The 19,583-nt window shown below is 60.2% G+C and carries 18 protein-coding genes; 13 read left to right on the top strand and 5 right to left on the bottom strand.

Features of this window, described 5'->3' with window-relative positions; all coding sequences use genetic code 11:
* Positions 1 to 9 precede the first annotated feature (9 nt).
* Positions 10 to 771, top strand: coding sequence for a TenA family transcriptional regulator (locus tag CKW30_RS25120; RefSeq protein WP_166554491.1), 762 nt, complete (start codon positions 10 to 12; stop codon positions 769 to 771).
* Between the two features lie 102 nt (positions 772 to 873).
* Here the strand turns inward: CKW30_RS25120 and CKW30_RS25115 are convergent, their stop codons facing one another.
* Positions 874 to 1,800, bottom strand: a complete 927-nt coding sequence (locus CKW30_RS25115; RefSeq protein ID WP_041478268.1) for a GGDEF domain-containing protein — start codon at positions 1,798 to 1,800, stop codon at positions 874 to 876.
* 157 nt (positions 1,801 to 1,957) lie between these two features.
* On the opposite strand from CKW30_RS25115, the gene CKW30_RS27150 reads away from it, so the two are divergent.
* On the top strand, positions 1,958 to 2,176 hold the full coding sequence (locus tag CKW30_RS27150) for a hypothetical protein (protein WP_143498035.1): 219 nt from the start codon (positions 1,958 to 1,960) through the stop codon (positions 2,174 to 2,176).
* On the opposite strand, the gene CKW30_RS25110 is transcribed toward CKW30_RS27150, so the two are convergent.
* The 4 genes from CKW30_RS25110 to CKW30_RS25095 form a co-directional block, all read right to left on the bottom strand.
* Entirely contained in the window at positions 2,163 to 2,903 is a 741-nt protein-coding gene (locus CKW30_RS25110) for a YciK family oxidoreductase (protein WP_024013876.1), read from the bottom strand. The two genes, CKW30_RS27150 and CKW30_RS25110, sit on opposite strands and share 14 nt — an antisense overlap.
* A 182-nt stretch (positions 2,904 to 3,085) precedes the next feature.
* Complete coding sequence (mupP, locus tag CKW30_RS25105; protein ID WP_056788340.1) at positions 3,086 to 3,757, bottom strand: N-acetylmuramic acid 6-phosphate phosphatase MupP; 672 nt, start codon at positions 3,755 to 3,757, stop codon at positions 3,086 to 3,088.
* Between the two features lie 4 nt (positions 3,758 to 3,761).
* On the bottom strand, positions 3,762 to 4,460 hold the full coding sequence (gene ubiG / locus CKW30_RS25100; protein WP_007908399.1) for a bifunctional 2-polyprenyl-6-hydroxyphenol methylase/3-demethylubiquinol 3-O-methyltransferase UbiG: 699 nt from the start codon (positions 4,458 to 4,460) through the stop codon (positions 3,762 to 3,764).
* 58 nt (positions 4,461 to 4,518) lie between these two features.
* A complete protein-coding gene (locus CKW30_RS25095) occupies positions 4,519 to 5,853 on the bottom strand; it encodes a TRZ/ATZ family hydrolase (RefSeq protein WP_095182244.1) in 1,335 nt (444 codons plus the stop codon).
* 108 nt (positions 5,854 to 5,961) lie between these two features.
* Here CKW30_RS25095 and mtnA point away from each other — a divergent pair, with 108 nt between their 5' ends.
* The 11 genes from mtnA (at position 5,962) to CKW30_RS25040 (ending at position 19,570) form a co-directional block, all read left to right on the top strand.
* Positions 5,962 to 7,038: an S-methyl-5-thioribose-1-phosphate isomerase gene (mtnA, locus tag CKW30_RS25090; protein WP_076563766.1), complete on the top strand. Its 1,077-nt coding sequence runs from the start codon at positions 5,962 to 5,964 to the stop codon at positions 7,036 to 7,038.
* Positions 7,039 to 7,461: 423 nt separating this feature from the next.
* Positions 7,462 to 10,116 (top strand): DNA gyrase subunit A, encoded by a 2,655-nt coding sequence (gene gyrA, locus CKW30_RS25085; RefSeq protein ID WP_095182243.1) that lies wholly within the window; start codon positions 7,462 to 7,464, stop codon positions 10,114 to 10,116.
* 231 nt (positions 10,117 to 10,347) lie between these two features.
* Positions 10,348 to 11,433, top strand: a complete 1,086-nt coding sequence (serC, locus tag CKW30_RS25080) for a 3-phosphoserine/phosphohydroxythreonine transaminase (protein ID WP_095182242.1) — start codon at positions 10,348 to 10,350, stop codon at positions 11,431 to 11,433.
* Entirely contained in the window at positions 11,433 to 12,527 is a 1,095-nt protein-coding gene (gene pheA / locus CKW30_RS25075) for a prephenate dehydratase (RefSeq protein ID WP_016770924.1), read from the top strand. The genes serC and pheA overlap by 1 nt, the downstream gene beginning before the upstream one ends.
* 13 nt (positions 12,528 to 12,540) lie before the next feature.
* Positions 12,541 to 13,653, top strand: coding sequence for a histidinol-phosphate transaminase (hisC, locus tag CKW30_RS25070; protein ID WP_095182241.1), 1,113 nt, complete (start codon positions 12,541 to 12,543; stop codon positions 13,651 to 13,653).
* A 28-nt stretch (positions 13,654 to 13,681) separates the two neighbouring features.
* Positions 13,682 to 15,889: a bifunctional prephenate dehydrogenase/3-phosphoshikimate 1-carboxyvinyltransferase gene (locus CKW30_RS25065; RefSeq protein WP_256584409.1), complete on the top strand. Its 2,208-nt coding sequence runs from the start codon at positions 13,682 to 13,684 to the stop codon at positions 15,887 to 15,889.
* The gene (cmk, locus tag CKW30_RS25060; protein ID WP_056788351.1) at positions 15,886 to 16,575 is read left to right on the top strand and encodes a (d)CMP kinase; all 690 of its coding nucleotides are present in this window, start codon (positions 15,886 to 15,888) and stop codon (positions 16,573 to 16,575) included. The genes CKW30_RS25065 and cmk overlap by 4 nt, the downstream gene beginning before the upstream one ends.
* Positions 16,576 to 16,694: 119 nt before the next feature.
* Complete coding sequence (gene rpsA / locus CKW30_RS25055; protein ID WP_016770920.1) at positions 16,695 to 18,380, top strand: 30S ribosomal protein S1; 1,686 nt, start codon at positions 16,695 to 16,697, stop codon at positions 18,378 to 18,380.
* A 192-nt stretch (positions 18,381 to 18,572) separates the two neighbouring features.
* The gene (locus CKW30_RS25050; protein WP_073472356.1) at positions 18,573 to 18,851 is read left to right on the top strand and encodes a hypothetical protein; all 279 of its coding nucleotides are present in this window, start codon (positions 18,573 to 18,575) and stop codon (positions 18,849 to 18,851) included.
* Between the two features lie 152 nt (positions 18,852 to 19,003).
* On the top strand, positions 19,004 to 19,300 hold the full coding sequence (gene ihfB / locus CKW30_RS25045; RefSeq protein WP_007950920.1) for an integration host factor subunit beta: 297 nt from the start codon (positions 19,004 to 19,006) through the stop codon (positions 19,298 to 19,300).
* 30 nt (positions 19,301 to 19,330) lie between these two features.
* Positions 19,331 to 19,570: a LapA family protein gene (locus tag CKW30_RS25040; RefSeq protein WP_095182239.1), complete on the top strand. Its 240-nt coding sequence runs from the start codon at positions 19,331 to 19,333 to the stop codon at positions 19,568 to 19,570.
* Positions 19,571 to 19,583 lie beyond the last annotated feature (13 nt).

Genomic DNA, 19,583 nt, shown 5'->3' with positions numbered 1-19,583 from the left:
GGACCCCTCATGGAAGCTGCAAGTTATCCTGCCTGGGCGCAACAGCTCATCAAGGATTGCAGCGAGAGCAAGCGCCGGGTTGTCGAACATGAACTTTATCAGCGCATGCGCGACAACAGACTCAGCGCGAAAACCATGCGCCAGTACCTGATCGGTGGCTGGCCGGTGGTCGAGCAGTTTGCCTTGTACATGGCGCAGAACCTGACCAAGACCCGCTTTGCCCGCCATCCCGGCGAAGACATGGCGCGGCGCTGGCTGATGCGCAACATCCGCGTCGAACTCAATCACGCCGACTACTGGATGCACTGGAGTCGCGCCCATGGCGTCAGTCTCGAAGATCTCCAGGCCCAGCAAGTGCCGCCGGAGCTGCATGCTCTGAGTCACTGGTGCTGGCACACCAGCTCGGCGGATTCGCTGATCGTGGCGATTGCCGCGACCAACTATGCGATCGAAGGGGCGACCGGGGAGTGGTCAGCGGTGGTCTGCTCGACCGGGGTCTACGCCGCGGCGTTTCCGGAAGAAGATCGCAAGCGCGCGATGAAGTGGTTGAAGATGCATGCCCAGTACGACGATGCCCATCCGTGGGAAGCGCTGGAAATCATCTGCACCCTGGCCGGCATGAACCCGAGCAAGGCCTTGCAGGCCGAGCTGCGGCAGGCGATCTGCAAGAGTTATGACTACATGTACCTGTTCCTGGAGCGGTGCATGCAGCTGGAGACTTCGGAGCGCTTGCTGGTCAACCGCGAGCGCCGGACCGTAACCGAAAGCTGATCGAACTGTGGGAGCGAGCCTGCTCGCGAAAGCGGTGGGTCATTCAACGAATCGTTGTCTGACACTCCCTCTTCGCGAGCAGGCTCGCTCCCACAATGATTTTTAGCCGGCCATCGCCAGCCGGTTCCGCCCCTCGCGCTTTGCGACATATAACGCACTGTCGGCCCGGCGCAGCAAGCTGTCTGCCGACTCGCCCGGCAACAACGTCGAGCATCCCAGGCTCACGGTGATCTCGATCAATTGGCCATCGGCAAAATATTCCTCTGACTGCGTCGCCTGGCGCAAACGCTCGCCAACCATTGCCGCTGCTTCGCGACCGGTGTTGGACAGCAGGATCAGAAACTCTTCGCCGCCATAACGGAACACCATGTCGACATTGCGCAGTTGCGCCTTGATCGACGCGGCAATGGCTCTGAGCACGTCATCACCGGCGCCATGCCCGTGGTCATCATTGACCCGTTTGAAGTGGTCGATATCGAGCATCAGTACCGACAGCGGCTGCGCATGGCGGCGCGACATGTCGATCTCGCGCTGCAAGGTCTGCTCCATGGCTACCCGGTTGCCAGCACCGGTCAACGGGTCGCGCAAGGCACTTTGCGTCGCGGCGCGATAGAGCAGGGCGTTGCGCATCGGGTACAGCAGGCAGGACAGTAGCGACTCGAGGTCGCCCTGTTCCTTGTCGTTGAAACGCTGATTGCGGCGGAAGACCAGCTCGCCCATGTGCTCGCCTTCGTGGCTCAGGGTGTAGCTGACCGAGTGGTGGCCGCGTGTGCCGAACTCCAGGCGCAAGTCACTGGCCTGATGCACATAGCTCAGCGCGTCCAGCGGCACCAGGCGTTGAATTTCGCGAAAGAACAGGCCAAGGATGCGCTGTGGCTCAAGGCTGGTTTGCAGTTGCAGGCTCATTTGCTGACGCAGTTGCGCCAGGCTGGTCGGGCGCTCGATCAGCGCCGGTAGTTGACCGAAGCCCAGGCGCTGCAATTTGGCACTGTCGAAGTCAATTGCATGGGTCTGGGAAGGAGATTTCATATGGCGTGAGCCCCTAAGCAGTAAGTCTGTCTTACAGGCTGGGTGAGAGCGGCTATGGGCTGCGCGTCGTACTGATCCATCAGTCCCGTAGGACGTTTGGCGTAAGTTTAGTCTGCCGCAAGACGATCAGTCAGCTATCGAAATCGGCGTTTGCCCCATGGCCATCACACGGCATGTTTTGAGGGAATTTAGAGCGAAAGGCGTGCCATTCGGTTCGATTTTATTTAAAGCTTTTCGAATCAATGACTTGCTGGCGAATGCCAAGCAGCCGCGCTGGGTTATTGGCGGCTTTGTGACGGTTATGAGCGACAATGGCTTGCCGCGACAGCATTCTGCCGCGGCAACAAATGCGACGTATGGCGTTATTGGGCGTTGAACGCCTGGCCATTAACGCCTGCGCTGTCGGGGCCCATCAGGTACAGATACACAGGCATGATCTCTTCCGGTGTCGGGTTGTTCAGCGGATTTTCCCCCGGATACGCCTGCGCGCGCATGCTGGTGCGCGTGCCGCCCGGGTTGATGCTGTTGGAGCGTACCGGCGCAACGCCTTCCACTTCATCGGCCAGGGTTTGCATCAGGCCCTCGGTGGCAAATTTCGACACACCGTAGGCGCCCCAGTATGCGCGACCCTTGCGCCCGACGCTGCTGGAGGTGAACACCACCGAAGCATCCTGGGACAGCTTGAGCAACGGCAGCAGGGTGCTGGTCAACATGAACATCGCGTTGACGTTGACCTGCATGACACGCATGAAGTTTTCGCCGGAGAGTTGCTCGATCGGCGTGCGCGGGCCGATGATCGAAGCGTTGTGCAGCAGGCCGTCGAGGTGGCCGAACTCGGTTTCGATCATCGCCGCCAGCTCATCGTACTGATGGGGCAGGGCGGTCTCGAGGTTGAACGGGATCACCGCTGGTTGCGGATGACCGGCAGCCTCGATTTCGTCGTAGACCTCCGTCAGATTGGCTTCGGTCTTGCCCAGCAGCAGCACAGTGGCACCGTGGGCGGCATAGGTTTTCGCCGCAGCTGCGCCAATGCCACGGCCGGCACCGGTGACCAGAATGACCCGATCCTTGAGCAATTCAGGGCGAGCGGTGTAATCAAACATAAAAACCTCATAGTCCATTTCATGAAGACCTGCTTCACCCAGTGGCGAGGGGATTTATCCCCGTTCGGCGGCGAAGCCGTCGCAAAACCTGTGTGTCACATCGCCTGGATAAAAGCGGGGGCCGCTTCGCAGCCCAGCGGGGATAAATCCCCTCGCCACACAGGGAATTTGCAACAGTCAGGTCAGCAGCTGCACAGCGCGCTGTCGAGCACCTTGCGCAACTCCAGCGGGTGGTCCACTACCACGTCCGCACCCCAATGCCGTGGGTTGTCGTCCGGGTGGATGTAGCCGTAGGTCACCGCAGCGGTTTTGGTGCCGGCATCGCGGCCCGATTCGATATCGCGCAGATCATCGCCGATAAACAGCACGGTCGACGGATCCAGATCAAGCATCTTGCAGGCGAGGATCAGCGGCTCCGGATCCGGCTTGCTGTTCTTCACATGATCCGGGCAGATCAGCAGCGCCGAACGCTCGGCCAGCCCCAGACGCTGCATGATCGGCTCGGCGAAACGCAACGGTTTGTTGGTGACCACACCCCAGATCAGGTTGGCCTTTTCGATGTCAGCTAGCAGTTCGCCCATGCCGTCGAACAGCTTGCTGTGCACTGCGCAGCCGACCAGATAGCGCTCGAGAAACTCCAGACGCAGCTCCTCAAAGCCCGGCGATTCCGGATCCATCGAGAACGTCACCGCGACCATGGCCTTGGCGCCGCCGGAAATTTCGTCGCGGATGTGCTTGTCGTTGATCGGCGGCAGACCGCGATCGACGCGCATCGCCTGGCAGATGGCGATGAAGTCCGGCGCGGTGTCGAGCAGGGTGCCGTCCATGTCGAAAAGTACCGCTCTGATGGCCATCGGCTTATTCCTCGCGCAGGGTCTGGATCATGTAGTTGACGTCAACGTCGTTGGCCAGCTTGTAGTGCTTGGTCAACGGGTTGTAGGTCAGGCCGATGATGTCCTTGACGGTCAGGCCGGCCATGCGGCTCCACGCGCCGAGCTCGGAGGGACGGATGAATTTCTTGAAGTCGTGAGTGCCGCGCGGCAGCAGCTTCATGATGTATTCGGCGCCGATGATCGCGAACAGATACGCCTTCGGGTTGCGGTTGATGGTCGAGAAGAACACCTGGCCGCCCGGCTTGACCATGCGGAAACAGGCGCGGATCACCGAGGATGGATCCGGCACGTGCTCGAGCATTTCCAGGCAGGTGACCACGTCGAACTGCTCGGGCATTTCCTCGGCAAGGGCTTCGGCGGTGATCTGCCGGTATTCGACGCTGACCCCGGATTCCAGCTGATGCAGTTGTGCGACCGCCAGCGGCGCTTCGCCCATGTCGATGCCCATCACCGTGGCGCCGCGTTGGGCCATGGCTTCGCTGAGGATGCCGCCGCCGCAGCCGACGTCGAGGACTTTCTTGCCGGCCAGATTGACTCGCTCGTCGATCCAGTTGACCCGCAGCGGGTTGATGTCGTGCAGCGGCTTGAATTCGCTTTCACGGTCCCACCAGCGATGGGCAAGGGCCTCGAATTTGGCGATTTCGGCGTGGTCGACGTTGCTCATGTTCAATTCCTCGAAAAACCTGAAAAGGGCTGTAGCCGCGGATATTGCGCCGCGGTGTTTACGATTCGGTGTGGCCGCTGATGCGCTGGCCCCAGTGGCGGGCGGTCTCGCCCAGTTGTTGTTCGTCCATGCGGGTCAGGCGCCGGTCGTCGAGCAGTTGCTTGCCGGCAACCCACAGGTGTTTCACGCAATCACGCCCGGTCGCATAGATCAGCTGCGACACCGGGTCATACACCGGTTGCTGCGCCAGGCCGGACAGGTCGAAAGCGACGATGTCTGCGGCTTTGCCGATCTCCAGCGAGCCGACCTGCGCCTCGATCCCCAGCGCACGGGCGCCATTGAGGGTGGCCATGCGCAAGGCGCGATGAGCGTCCAGTGCGGTGGCAGAACCGGCCACGGCTTTGGCCAGCAGGGCGGCGGTGCGGGTTTCACCGAGCAGGTCCAGATCATTGTTGCTCGCCGCGCCATCGGTGCCGACGGCGACGTTCACCCCAGCCTGCCACAAACGCTCGACCGGGCAGAAGCCGCTGGCCAGTTTGAGGTTGGACTCCGGGCAGTGGATCACGCTGCTGTTGCTTTCTACCAGCAGCGCGAAGTCTTCATCGCTGATCTGGGTCATGTGCACCGCCTGGAAGCGCGGGCCGAGCAGGCCAAGGCGACCCAGGCGCGCCAGTGGCCGTTCGCCGGTCTGCTCGACCGCCTGCTGCACTTCAAACGCTGTTTCATGCACATGCATGTGGATCGAGGCGTCAAGCTCCTCGGCGATCACCCTGATTTTCTCCAGGTTCTCATCACCAACGGTGTAGGGTGCGTGAGGGCCGAAAGTAATCTTGATGCGTTCGTGATGCTTGAGATCCCCGAACAATTCGACGCCCTGACGAATGGCTTCGTCGGCACTGCTGGCGCCGGGGATCGGGAAATCGAGGATCGGAATGGCGATCTGCGCGCGGATACCGCTGTTGTGTACGCGCTCGCTGGCGACTTTCGGGAAGAAATACATGTCAGAGAAGCAGGTGATGCCGCCCTTGATCTGCTCGGCGATGGCCAGATCGGTGCCGTCGCGGACGAAATCCTCATCGACCCATTTGCCTTCGGCCGGCCAGATGTGGTTTTCCAGCCAGGTCATCAGCGGCAGATCGTCAGCCAGGCCACGGAACAGTGTCATCGCCGCGTGGCCGTGGGCATTGATCAGTCCCGGCGCCAACAGAACATCCGGCAGTTCACGGATTTCTGTCGCGTTACACTTCAACGCTTCGGCGCGCGGGCCGATAAACACGATGCAACCGTCACGGATGCCCAGGCCGTGCTCCTTGAGCACCACGCCTGCGGGTTCGACGGGGACCAGCCAGGTCGGCAGCAATAACAGGTCGAGCGCAATGGCAGGTTTCGGCATCGAGGGTCGGTTCCAGTGCTTTTGTAAAGGATGGCGAAGTATACCCGAGCGTCTTCGCGGGGGGATCGCTATAATCGGCGGCTTTTGTTCATGAGTGCGGGGTGTGGGATGCGCGATCGACTGTTGGCTGCGGAGAAAGTAAAGGCCATCGATTGGCGTGATGGCGCGCTGCACCTGCTGGATCAGCGTATTTTGCCGTTCGAGGAAAACTGGATCGCCTACACCAGCGCCGCCGGCGTGGCCGAAGCGATTCGCTCGATGGTCGTGCGTGGCGCGCCGGCTATTGGCATCAGTGCGGCTTATGGCATCGTCCTCGCGGCGCGGGCGCGGATTGCCGAGGGCGGCGACTGGTACGCGGCGCTGGAAGAGGATTTCGCGCTGTTGGCAGATTCGCGTCCGACCGCGGTCAATCTGTTCTGGGCGCTGGGCCGCATGCACGATCGCCTGGATCGCCTGAAAAGCAACGCCGATCCGCTGGCGGCGCTGGAAGCCGAAGCTATCGCCATTCATGAAAGCGACCGCGAGGCCAACCTGACCATGGCGCAGCTTGGCGTCGATCTGATTCGCAAGCATCAGGGCAACGCTCAAGCCATCCTGACCCACTGCAACACCGGCGCGCTGGCCACCGGTGGGTTCGGAACTGCGCTGGGAGTGATCCGCGCGGCTTATATAGAAGGCATGGTCGAACGCGTCTATGCCGACGAGACCCGGCCGTGGCTGCAGGGCTCGCGGCTGACCGCGTGGGAACTGGCCAACGAAGGCATCCCGGTGACCCTGAATGCCGACTCCGCCGCCGCGCACATCATGAAAACCAAAGGCGTGACCTGGGTGATCGTCGGCGCTGACCGCATCACCGCCAATGGCGACGTGGCGAACAAGATCGGCACCTATCAACTGGCGGTCAACGCCATGCACCACGGCGTGCGCTTCATGGTGGTGGCGCCGAGTTCGACCATCGACATGAACCTCGCCAGCGGCGATGACATCCCGATCGAAGAGCGTGATGGCGCCGAACTGCTTGAAGTTGGCGGTAAACGCGTCGGTGCCGATGTTGAAGCGTTCAACCCGGTGTTTGATGTCACCCCGGCGGATCTGATCGATGCGATCGTCACCGAGAAAGGCATCGTCGAGCGCCCGGACACCGCGAAAATGGCCCAGCTGATGTGTCGCAAACGCCTGCATTGAAGGACTATTGCGTCTGAGCGGACCCCATCGCTGGCAAGCCAGCTCCCGCAGGTTTTGTGCCCGGCATTGAACCTGTGGGAGCTGGCTTGCCAGCGATGAGGGCTTGAATGTCAATAAACAACTGTAAATCTGCCCCAGATTTCACATTCAAAGAAGCTCAGAGCTTCTCTCGTCCCCCTCAAGCCTGTCATCGGTCAACTAACTATGCTCCATGCGCATCTGGGGGATAGGTGCGTGGCGGCCTTTGTGATAACATCCGGCGTTTTCCGAGGCGGCTCCACGGAGCTGTCTTTACTGCGCAAATCCGCGATCCAATGTTGATTTGTCGTAAGTCGGCGCATGGCACTCGGCCGGCCCCGACGAGCTTCGTTGCTCCCACATGGATATGACGAAGTTTCACCAGAAAAAGGAATCAGGCTTCTCATGGGCGAACTGGCCAAAGAAATCCTCCCGGTCAATATCGAAGACGAGCTGAAACAGTCCTACCTCGACTACGCAATGAGCGTGATCGTCGGCCGTGCACTGCCGGATGCGCGCGATGGCCTCAAGCCCGTGCACCGTCGCGTACTGTTCGCGATGAGCGAGCTGGGCAACGACTACAACAAGCCGTACAAGAAATCTGCCCGTGTCGTCGGCGACGTGATCGGTAAGTATCACCCGCACGGTGACACTGCCGTATACGACACCATCGTTCGTATGGCCCAGCCTTTCTCCCTGCGCTACCTGCTGGTCGACGGCCAGGGCAACTTCGGGTCGGTCGACGGCGACAACGCTGCGGCCATGCGATACACCGAAGTGCGCATGACCAAGCTGGCGCACGAGCTGCTGGCTGACCTGCACAAGGAAACCGTAGACTGGGTGCCGAACTACGACGGCACCGAACTGATCCCGGCGGTCATGCCGACCCGCGTACCGAACCTGCTGGTCAACGGTTCCAGCGGTATCGCCGTGGGCATGGCGACCAACATTCCGCCGCACAACCTCGGTGAAGTCATCGACGGTTGCCTGGCCCTCATCGACAATCCCGAGCTGACCGTCGATGAGCTGATGCAATACATTCCCGGTCCGGACTTCCCGACGGCCGCGATCATCAACGGTCGTGCCGGCATCATCGAAGCCTACCGCACCGGTCGCGGGCGCATTTACATGCGTGCCCGCTCGATCATCGAAGACATCGACAAGGTCGGTGGCCGTCAGCAGATCGTCATTACCGAGCTGCCTTACCAGCTGAACAAGGCGCGTCTGATCGAGAAGATCGCCGAGCTGGTCAAAGAGAAGAAGCTCGAGGGCATCACCGAGCTGCGCGACGAGTCCGACAAGGACGGTATGCGTGTCGTGATCGAACTGCGTCGCGGCGAAGTGCCTGAGGTGATCCTCAACAACCTCTACGCCCAGACCCAGCTGCAATCGGTATTCGGCATCAACATCGTCGCGCTGATCGACGGCCGCCCGCGCATCCTCAACCTCAAGGATCTGCTGGAAGCCTTCGTCCGTCACCGTCGCGAAGTGGTCACCCGTCGTACCGTGTTCGAACTGCGCAAGGCGCGCGAGCGTGGGCACATTCTCGAAGGCCAGGCCGTTGCCCTGTCGAACATCGACCCGGTGATCGCCCTGATCAAGGCTTCGCCAACGCCGTCGGAAGCCAAGGAAGCGCTGATCAGCACGCCTTGGGAATCCTCGGCTGTGGTGGCGATGGTTGAACGTGCCGGTGCCGATTCGTGCCGTCCGGAAAATCTCGATCCGCAATACGGTCTGCGCGAAGGCAAGTACTTCCTCTCGCCAGAACAGGCGCAAGCGATTCTGGAATTGCGCCTGCACCGCCTGACCGGTCTGGAGCATGAGAAGCTGCTGGCCGAGTACCAGGAGATCCTCAACCAGATCGGCGAGCTGATCCGCATCCTCAACAGCGCCGTGCGCCTGATGGAAGTGATCCGCGAAGAACTGGAAGTGATCCGCGCCGAATACGGCGACGTGCGTCGCACCGAAATTCTCGATGCCCGTCTCGACCTGACCCTGGGTGACATGATCCCGGAAGAAGAGCGCGTCGTGACCATCTCCCACGGTGGCTACGCCAAGACCCAGCCGCTGGCTGCTTACCAGGCTCAGCGTCGTGGCGGCAAAGGCAAATCGGCCACCGGCGTCAAGGACGAGGACTACATCGCTCACCTGCTGGTTGCCAACAGCCACACCACGCTGCTGCTGTTCTCCAGCAAGGGCAAGGTGTACTGGCTCAAGACCTACGAAATTCCGGAAGCATCCCGCGCGGCCCGTGGTCGTCCGCTGGTCAACCTGTTGCCGCTGGATGATGGTGAATACATCACCACCATGCTGCCGGTCGAGGAATACACCGAAGGTCACTACATCTTCATGGCCACCGCCAACGGCACCGTGAAGAAGACCCCGCTGGAATCCTTCAGTCGTCAGCGCAGCGTCGGTCTGATCGCGCTGGAGCTGGACGAAGGCGACGTGCTGATCTCTGCAGCTATCACCGATGGCGAGCGCGAAGTGATGCTGTTCTCCGACGGCGGCAAGGTCACCCGTTTCAAAGAGTCCGACGTGCGTGCCATGGGCCGCACCGCTCGCGGCGTACGCGGCATGCGTCTGCCGGAAGGGCAGAAGCTGATTTCCATGCTGATCCCGGAAGAAGGCAGCCAGATCCTCACCGCTTCCGAGCGTGGTTATGGCAAGCGCACCGCGATCACCGAGTTCCCTGAGTACAAGCGTGGCGGTCAGGGCGTGATCGCCATGGTCAGCAACGAGCGTAACGGCCGTCTGGTCGGCGCGGTACAGGTGCTCGACGGCGAAGAAATCATGCTGATCTCCGATCAGGGCACCCTGGTGCGTACCCGTGTCGGCGAAGTGTCGAGCCTGGGCCGTAATACTCAGGGCGTGACGCTGATCAAGCTGGCCAAGGATGAAACCCTGGTCGGCCTGGAACGGGTTCAGGAGCCTTCGGAAATCGAAGGCGAAGAGCTCGAAGGTGAAGAGGGCGAGGAAATCGCAGGCACCGTCGGTATCGACGAGGCCGCAGACGACCAGCAACTCGACGCCGCAGCAGACGAAGAACCGCAGGAATAAGCGGACAAACGAGGGGGCGGATGAGAATTCGCCCCCTTGTTATTTGTCCGGTATGAATTTTCGACATCATGGAGATCCCCTGTGGGAGCGAGCCTGCTCGCGAAAGCAGGCGCTGCGGTACCTCTGAAGCACCGCGGTGATGCATTCGCGAGCAGGCTCGCTCCCACAGGGCCATGTTGATCGGTAGTGTGATTTATTGCGTGATACCACCAAATCAGAGCGAGATTGGATGTGAGCAAGCGAGCCTATAACTTCTGCGCCGGTCCGGCGGCGCTGCCTGAAGCTGTCCTGCAGCGCGCCCAGGGTGAACTCCTTGATTGGCACGGCAAGGGTCTGTCGGTCATGGAAATGAGCCATCGCAGCGATGAGTTCGTGTCCATTGCCACCCAGGCCGAGCAGGATCTGCGTGACCTGCTGAATATCCCGTCGAACTACAAAGTGCTGTTTCTGCAAGGCGGCGCCAGCCAGCAGTTTGCGCAGATCCCGTTGAACCTGTTGCCTGAAGGCGGCTCGGCCGACTACATCGACACCGGTATCTGGTCGCAGAAAGCCATCGAAGAAGCCTCGCGCTATGGCCACGTCAACGTTGCTGCCACTGCCAAGCCTTACGACTATTTCGCCATCCCAGCCCAGAACGAGTGGAACCTGTCGAAAGACGCCGCGTACGTTCACTACGCGCCGAACGAAACCATCGGTGGTCTGGAATTTCAGTGGATCCCGCAAACCGGTGACGTACCGCTGGTGGCGGACATGTCTTCGGACATCCTCTCGCGCCCGGTCGATATTTCGCGTTTCGGCATGATCTACGCTGGCGCGCAGAAAAACATCGGCCCGAGCGGCATCGTCGTCAACATCATCCGCGAAGACCTGCTCGGCAAAGCGCGCTCGCTGTGCCCGACCATGCTTAATTACAAGGTCGCGGCCGATAACGGCTCGATGTACAACACCCCGCCGACCCTCGCCTGGTACTTGTCCGGTCTGGTGTTCCAGTGGCTGAAAGAGCAGGGCGGCGTCGAAGCGATCGCCAGGCTCAACGACGTCAAGCAGCGCACCCTGTACGACTTCATCGACGCCAGTGGCCTCTACAGCAACCCGATCAACAAGTCGGATCGCTCGTGGATGAACGTACCGTTCCGTCTGGCTGATGATCGTCTGGACAAGCCATTCCTTGCCGGTGCTGACGAGCGCGGTCTGCTCAACCTCAAGGGTCACCGTTCGGTGGGCGGTATGCGCGCCTCCATCTACAACGCCGTCGACATCACTGCGGTCAACGCGCTGGTGGCGTACATGGCGGAATTCGAGAAGGAACACGGCTGATGTCCGAGCAAGAACTCAAGGCACTGCGCGTTCGCATCGACGCTCTGGACACCAAAGTCCTCGAGCTGATCAGTGAGCGTGCGCGTTGCGCCCAGGAAGTCGCCCGCGTGAAGATGGCCTCGCTGGCCGAAGGCGAAGTGCCGGTGTTCTATCGTCCTGAGCGCGAAGCTCAGGTGCTCAAACGGGTGATGGAGCGCAACCAGGGGCCGCTGGGCAACGAAGAGATGGCGCGGTTGTTCCGCGAAATCATGTCGTCGTGCCTGGCGCTGGAGCAGCCACTGAAAGTGGCTTATCTCGGTCCTGAAGGCACCTTCACCCAAGCGGCAGCGATGAAGCACTTCGGTCACGCGGTGATCAGCAAGCCGATGGCGGCGATTGATGAAGTGTTCCGTGAAGTCGCCGCCGGTGCGGTGAATTTCGGCGTGGTGCCGGTGGAAAACTCCACCGAAGGCGCGGTCAATCACACGCTGGACAGCTTCCTCGAGCACGACATGGTGATCTGTGGCGAAGTCGAGTTGCGCATCCACCATCATCTGCTGGTCGGCGAAAATACCAAGACCGACAGTATCAGCCGCATCTACTCCCACGCGCAGTCGCTGGCTCAGTGCCGCAAGTGGCTGGATGCGCATTACCCGAATGTCGAACGCGTCGCGGTGTCGAGCAACGCCGAAGCGGCCAAACGGGTCAAGGGTGAGTGGAATTCGGCAGCGATCGCTGGCGACATGGCGGCAGGGCTATATGGCCTGACGCGTCTGGCCGAGAAGATCGAAGATCGCCCGGACAACTCGACCCGCTTCCTGATGATCGGTAATCAGGAAGTGCCGCCGACCGGCGACGACAAGACCTCGATCATCGTGTCGATGAGCAACAAGCCCGGCGCGCTCCATGAGCTGCTGGTGCCGTTCCACGACAATGGCATCGACCTGACCCGCATCGAAACCCGTCCGTCGCGCAGCGGCAAATGGACCTACGTGTTCTTCATCGACTTTGTCGGCCACCACCGTGATCCGTTGATCAAAGGTGTGCTGGAAAAGATCAGTCAGGAAGCAGTAGCACTCAAAGTGCTGGGTTCCTACCCGAAAGCAGTTCTCTAAGGGGCGGTAGCAAATGAGTGGCAACTTCCTCGCTCTGGCACAGCCGGGCGTGCAACAACTTTCGCCGTACGTTCCGGGCAAGCCTGTGGACGAACTGGCGCGCGAGCTGGATCTGGATCCGGCAAAGATCGTCAAACTGGCGAGCAACGAAAACCCATTGGGCGCCAGCCCGAAGGCATTGGCGGCGATCCGCGAAGAGCTGGCCGAGCTGACCCGCTACCCGGACGGCAATGGTTTCGCCCTGAAGTCTCTGCTTGCCGAGCAGTGCCGTGTCGACCTGAATCAGGTCACGCTGGGCAACGGCTCCAACGACATTCTTGAGCTGGTCGCCCGTGCCTATCTGGCGCCGGGCCTGAACGCGGTATTCAGCGAACATGCATTCGCTGTGTATCCGATTGCTACCCAAGCTGTCGGTGCGCAGGCCAAAGTCGTTCCAGCCAAAGACTGGGGCCATGACCTGCCGGCGATGCTTGCGGCCATCGATGCCAACACCCGCGTGGTGTTCATCGCCAACCCGAACAACCCGACCGGTACCTGGTTCGGCGCCGAAGCGCTGGACGAATTCCTGCAGGACGTTCCCGAGCATGTGCTGGTAGTCCTCGACGAGGCTTACATCGAGTACGCCGAAGGCAGCGATTTGCCGGACGGTCTCGACTTCCTCGCGGCGTACCCGAACCTGCTGGTGTCGCGCACCTTCTCCAAGGCCTATGGTCTGGCCGCGCTGCGCGTCGGTTATGGCTTGTCGACGCCTGTGGTGGCAGACGTGCTGAACCGCGTTCGCCAGCCGTTCAATGTCAACAGCCTCGCCTTGGCGGCGGCGTGTGCGGCGCTGAAGGACGAGGAATATCTGGCGCAAAGCCGTCAGCTCAACGAAGCCGGCATGCAGCAGTTGCAGGCGGGTTTTCGTGAGCTGGGGCTGAGCTGGATCGAGTCCAAAGGCAACTTCATTTGTGTCGATCTCGGCCAGGTCGCGGCGCCGATTTTCCAGGGCTTGCTGCGCGAAGGCGTGATCGTGCGTCCGGTGGCCAATTACGGCATGCCGAACCACCTGCGGGTGACCATCGGTCTGCCGGCCGAAAACAGCCGTTTCCTCGAGGCGCTGCGCAAGGTTCTGGCTCGTGGTTGATGTCACTGCGCTGCAACCTGCTGCACCTATGATCGGTCGCCTTGTGGTGGTCGGTCTGGGGTTGATCGGTGGTTCGTTTGCCAAGGGTTTGCGTGAAAGCGGCCTGTGCCGTGAAGTGGTCGGCGTCGATCTGGATCCGCAATCGCGCAAGCTCGCGGTCGAATTGGGTGTGGTTGATCGCTGCGAAGACGATTTGGCGGCGGCTTGCGTCGGTGCCGATGTGATTCAGCTGGCGGTGCCGATTCTGGCCATGGAAAAGCTGCTCGCGCGTCTGGCTGTCATGGATCTGGGGCAGGCGATTCTCACGGATGTCGGCAGTGCCAAAGGCAACGTGGTGCGCGCCGCGACTGAAGCGTTCGGCGGCATGCCGGCGCGCTTCGTCCCGGGGCACCCGATTGCCGGTTCCGAGCAGAGCGGGGTGGAAGCTTCGAATGCCGAGCTGTTCCGTCGGCACAAGGTGATCCTGACGCCGCTCGAGCAGACCGATCCTGCCGCACTGGCGCTGGTTGATCGGCTCTGGCGCGAACTGGGCGCCGATGTCGAGCACATGCAGGTCGAGCGTCACGACGAAGTGCTGGCCGCGACCAGCCATCTGCCGCACCTGCTGGCCTTCGGTCTGGTCGATTCGTTGGCCAAGCGCAATGAAAATCTGGAGATCTTCCGTTACGCTGCCGGTGGTTTTCGCGATTTCACAAGAATCGCCGGAAGCGACCCGGTGATGTGGCACGACATCTTCCTCGTCAACCGCGAGGCTGTCCTGCGCACACTCGATACATTTCGCAGCGACCTCGACGCCTTGCGCGACGCGGTCGATGCAGGGGATGGGCACCAATTGTTGGGCGTTTTCACGCGCGCCCGGGTTGCCCGCGAGCATTTCAGTAAAATCCTGGCCCGCAGGGCCTATGTGGACGCTATGAACTCCAACGATCTGATCTTCCTGGCTCAACCTGGTGGCCGCCTGTCCGGTCGGATTCGCGTACCGGGTGACAAATCGATTTCCCACCGTTCGATCATGCTCGGCTCGCTGGCCGAAGGCGTCACCGAAGTCGAAGGCTTCCTTGAGGGCGAAGACGCCCTGGCGACCTTGCAGGCATTCCGCGACATGGGCGTGGTCATCGAAGGCCCGCACCACGGCCGCGTTACCATCCACGGTGTCGGCCTGCACGGCCTGAAACCTGCGCCGGGCCCGATCTATCTGGGCAACTCTGGCACCTCGATGCGTCTGCTCTCTGGCCTGCTGGCGGCGCAGAACTTCGACAGCACCTTGACCGGCGACGCTTCGCTGTCCAAGCGTCCGATGAATCGCGTGGCTAATCCTTTGCGAGAAATGGGCGCCGTGATCGAAACCGCTGCCGAAGGTCGTCCACCGATGACCATTCGCGGTGGCCATAAGCTCAAGGGCCTGACCTACACCATGCCGATGGCCAGTGCCCAGGTGAAATCCTGCCTGCTGCTTGCCGGTCTCTATGCTGAAGGCAAGACCACGGTGACCGAGCCGGCACCGACCCGCGATCACACCGAGCGCATGCTGCGTGGCTTCGGCTACCCGGTCAGCGTTGACGGCGCCACGGCTTCGGTCGAGTCCGGCGGCAAGCTCACCGCGACTCACATCGAAGTGCCGGGCGATATCTCGTCGTCGGCGTTCTTCCTGGTCGCAGCCTCGATCGCCGAGGGTTCCGAACTGGTGCTCGAGCACGTGGGCATCAACCCGACCCGTACTGGCGTGATCGATATCCTGCGGCTGATGGGTGCCGATATCACTCTGGAAAACCAGCGTGAAGTGGGCGGCGAGCCAGTGGCTGATTTGCGCGTGCGGGCAGCTAAACTCAAAGGTATCGAGATTCCGGAGGCGCTGGTGCCGCTGGCGATCGACGAATTCCCGGTCCTGTTCGTTGCTGCCGCGTGCGCCGAAGGGCGTACCGTGCTCACCGGCGCAGAAGAGCTGCGGGTCAAGGAATCCGACCGGATTCAGGTCATGGCGGACGGTTTGCTGGCGCTGGGCGTCAAGTGCGAACCGACCCCGGACGGCATCATCATCGACGGCGGCCAGATCGGCGGCGGTGAAGTGCACGGTCACGGCGACCACCGTATCGCCATGGCCTTCAGCGTTGCCTCGTTGCGCGCTACCGCACCGATCCGCATCCATGATTGCGCCAACGTCGCGACCTCGTTCCCCAACTTCCTCGCGCTGTGCGGGCAAGTCGGCATTCGTGTGGCACAAGAGGCTCAGTCGTGAAAAACATTGCACCGGTCATCACCATCGATGGGCCAAGCGGCTCCGGCAAAGGCACGGTCGCCGGGATTCTGGCCAAGCGTCTGGGCTGGAACCTGCTGGATTCCGGTGCGCTTTATCGCTTGCTCGCGTTTGCTGCGCATAACCATGGCGTCGACCTGACCAATGAAGAGCTGCTGAAGACATTGGCCGCTCATCTGGATGTGCAGTTCATCGCCGCGACCGAAGGTCAGCTGCAGCGGATTATTCTCGAAGGCGACGAAGTCAGCGATGTCATTCGCACCGAAAGCGTCGGTTCCGGGGCCTCGCAAGTGGCTGCGCTGCCCGCCGTACGCGAGGCGCTGCTGCAGCGCCAGCGTGCGTTTCAGGAAGCGCCGGGTCTGGTGGCGGACGGTCGCGACATGGGCACGGTGGTATTTCCGGGTGCACCGCTGAAGATTTTCCTCACCGCCAGTGCCGAGGAGCGGGCGCGCCGTCGATATTTGCAGTTGAAGGGCAAAGTCGAGGGTGTTAGTCTGTCGAGTCTGCTAGATGAGATCCGTGCACGCGATGAGCGTGACACCCAGCGCGCAGTAGCCCCGCTCAAGCCGGCGGCCGACGCGATTCAGCTGGATTCAACGGAGCTTTCCATCGATCAGGTGCTTGAACGCATCATGAGCGAGATCGCCATTCGCGATATCGCCGGGTGACCAAGAAGGCCGCAGGGGACCAGTCATAGTCCTGCGGTGCTTCTTTTAAATGAAACTAACCCACACCGTCTGGGGTGTGGAGATGGGCGTTTACTTCGCCCTCATCTACAGGAATTAAAATGAGCGAAAGCTTTGCGGAACTCTTTGAAGAAAGCCTGAAAACCCTGAACCTTCAGGCAGGCTCCATCATCACCGGTGTTATCGTTGATATCGATTACCAGGCTCGCTGGGTAACCGTTCACGCTGGTCTGAAGTCTGAAGCACTCATCCCGCTTGAGCAGTTCTACAACGATGCTGGCGAACTGAACATCAACGTTGGTGATGAAGTTCACGTTGCTCTGGATTCGGTTGAAGACGGCTTTGGCGAAACCAAGCTGTCCCGTGAAAAAGCCAAGCGCGCTGAATGCTGGATCGTTCTGGAAGCAGCCTTCGCAGCCGAGGAAGTGGTCAAGGGCGTTATCAACGGTAAGGTTAAAGGCGGCTTCACTGTCGACGTTAACGGCATCCGTGCGTTCCTGCCAGGTTCCCTGGTTGACGTCCGTCCAGTGCGCGACACCACGCACCTGGAAGGCAAAGAGCTGGAATTCAAGGTCATCAAGCTGGACCAGAAGCGCAACAACGTTGTCGTTTCCCGTCGCAGCGTCCTCGAAGCCGAGAACTCCGCCGAGCGTGAAGCTCTGCTGGAATCCCTGCAGGAAGGCCAGCAAGTCAAAGGTATCGTCAAAAACCTCACCGATTACGGCGCATTCGTCGATCTGGGTGGCGTGGACGGCCTGCTGCACATCACCGACATGGCCTGGAAGCGCATCAAGCATCCTTCCGAGATCGTCAACGTTGGTGACGAAATCGACGTCAAGGTTCTGAAATACGATCGCGAACGCAACCGTGTTTCCCTGGGCCTGAAGCAACTGGGCGAAGATCCATGGGTTGCTATCAAAGCCCGTTACCCAGAAGGCACTCGCGTTACCGCTCGTGTTACCAACCTGACCGACTACGGCTGCTTCGCTGAGCTGGAAGAAGGCGTTGAAGGTCTGGTACACGTTTCGGAAATGGACTGGACCAACAAGAACATCCACCCTTCGAAAGTCGTACAAGTCGGCGACGAAGTGGAAGTCATGGTCCTGGACATCGACGAAGAGCGTCGTCGTATCTCCCTGGGCATCAAGCAGTGCAAGTCGAACCCATGGGAAGACTTCTCTGGCCAGTTCAACAAGGGCGACAAGATCTCCGGCACCATCAAGTCGATCACCGATTTCGGTATCTTCATTGGTCTGGACGGCGGCATCGACGGTCTGGTTCACCTGTCCGACATCTCCTGGAACGAAGTGGGCGAAGAAGCCGTACGTCGTTTCAAGAAGGGCGACGAGCTGGACACTGTCATCCTGTCGGTTGACCCAGAGCGCGAGCGCATCTCCCTGGGCATCAAGCAACTGGAAAGCGATCCGTTCTCCGAGTACGTCTCGGTTAACGACAAGGGCGCTATCGTGACCGGTACCGTGAAAGAAGTTGACGCCAAAGGCGCCATCATCGTTCTGGCCGACGACATCGAAGCTACCCTGAAAGCCTCCGAAATCAGCCGTGACCGCGTTGAAGACGCGCGCAACGTTCTGAAAGAAGGCCAGGAAGTTGAAGCCAAGATCATCAGCGTTGATCGCAAGAGCCGCGTAATCCAGCTCTCGATCAAGTCGAAAGACGATGCTGAAGAGAAAGAAGCCATCCAGAGCCTGAAAGCAGCTCCGGAAGGTGAAGCAGCTGACACCACTATGGCGGCACTGCTGCGTCAAGCAATGGCCAAACAGAACTAAGTTCTGCTTGATCATTAAAAAGGGCGACTTCGGTCGCCCTTTTTTGTGCCTGCGATTTGGCTCTTGTACGTCCGTGCATGAAACCAATGGCTTCGCCTGTGGGTCTGTTTCTTTAATCGGATCAATCGCCTATTCGCGACTAAGCTTGATCTTGAGTATTAGTCGTCAGGCTTGCCTGGCATAAGGAAGTGGATGAACAAGTTATTTGTTGTTGCGGTGGTCCTGGCGCTGGCAGGTTGCACCACCAGCGCGAAAACCCATGCGGTGCGCGGCGTCAGTGGTATCGAGGTCGATTGCTCCGGGTTGGGTTCCGGTTGGGAAAAGTGCCAGAAGCGTGCAGCGAAGGAGTGCAAAGGTAAGGGCTACAAGGTCATCACCCGCTCTGATGATGCGAAAGATGAAGATGAATACCCGTTTGGCTTCAATCCCGCAGGCTTTGTAACCCGGACCATGCTGGTGATGTGTCGTTAAGTGAGCAGCGATCCGACTCGCTAGGAAATGCCCTGAAAATGGGCGTTTTGACCGCGGGAGATATATGTCAATCCCTGGGCTGTTCAAATTCTTCCGGGCATGCTAAAACCTTTCAAGCGCTGATCTAGCTGCTTGAAAAAGAAGGGAAAAATATGACGAAGTCGGAGTTGATCGAACGAATTGTCACCCATCAAGGGCTACTCTCATCCAAGGATGTGGAGCTGGCCATCAAGACCATGCTTGAACAAATGTCTCAGTGCCTCGCCACCGGTGATCGTATCGAGATCCGTGGTTTCGGCAGCTTCTCCCTGCACTACCGCGCGCCGCGCGTCGGCCGCAACCCGAAAACCGGCCAGTCGGTAAGTCTGGACGGTAAATTCGTGCCGCATTTCAAGCCGGGCAAGGAATTGCGTGATCGCGTGAACGAGGAAGAGGAGGAGGGCGCTTGATCTTCGCTATTCAAATTCGAGGGCGCGTGAATGCGTAATCTGAAACGCATACTGCTTGGCGTTTTTCTTCTGCTGATGGTTCTGGTTGTTCTAGCGTTTGTGCTGGAGAATCAGCAATCTGTTTCGCTTTTGTTTCTGGGTTTTTCCGGCCCGCAGTTGCCGGTGTCGGTTGTTGCAGTGCTAGCGTTGCTGATCGGTATGCTCATCGGTCCTGTATTGGGCTGGTTTCTAGGGCGTACATCGAGAGCGGCTCGTAAACGTCTGGTCTAAAAGCGACAGGCGC

This window comes from Pseudomonas sp. Irchel 3F6 (assembly GCF_900187595.1).
GTDB classification, from domain to species: Bacteria; Pseudomonadota; Gammaproteobacteria; order Pseudomonadales; family Pseudomonadaceae; genus Aquipseudomonas; species Aquipseudomonas siliginis.
Note: the sequence above shows the minus strand (reverse complement) of the source record. Positions and strands in the feature narration are given on the sequence as shown.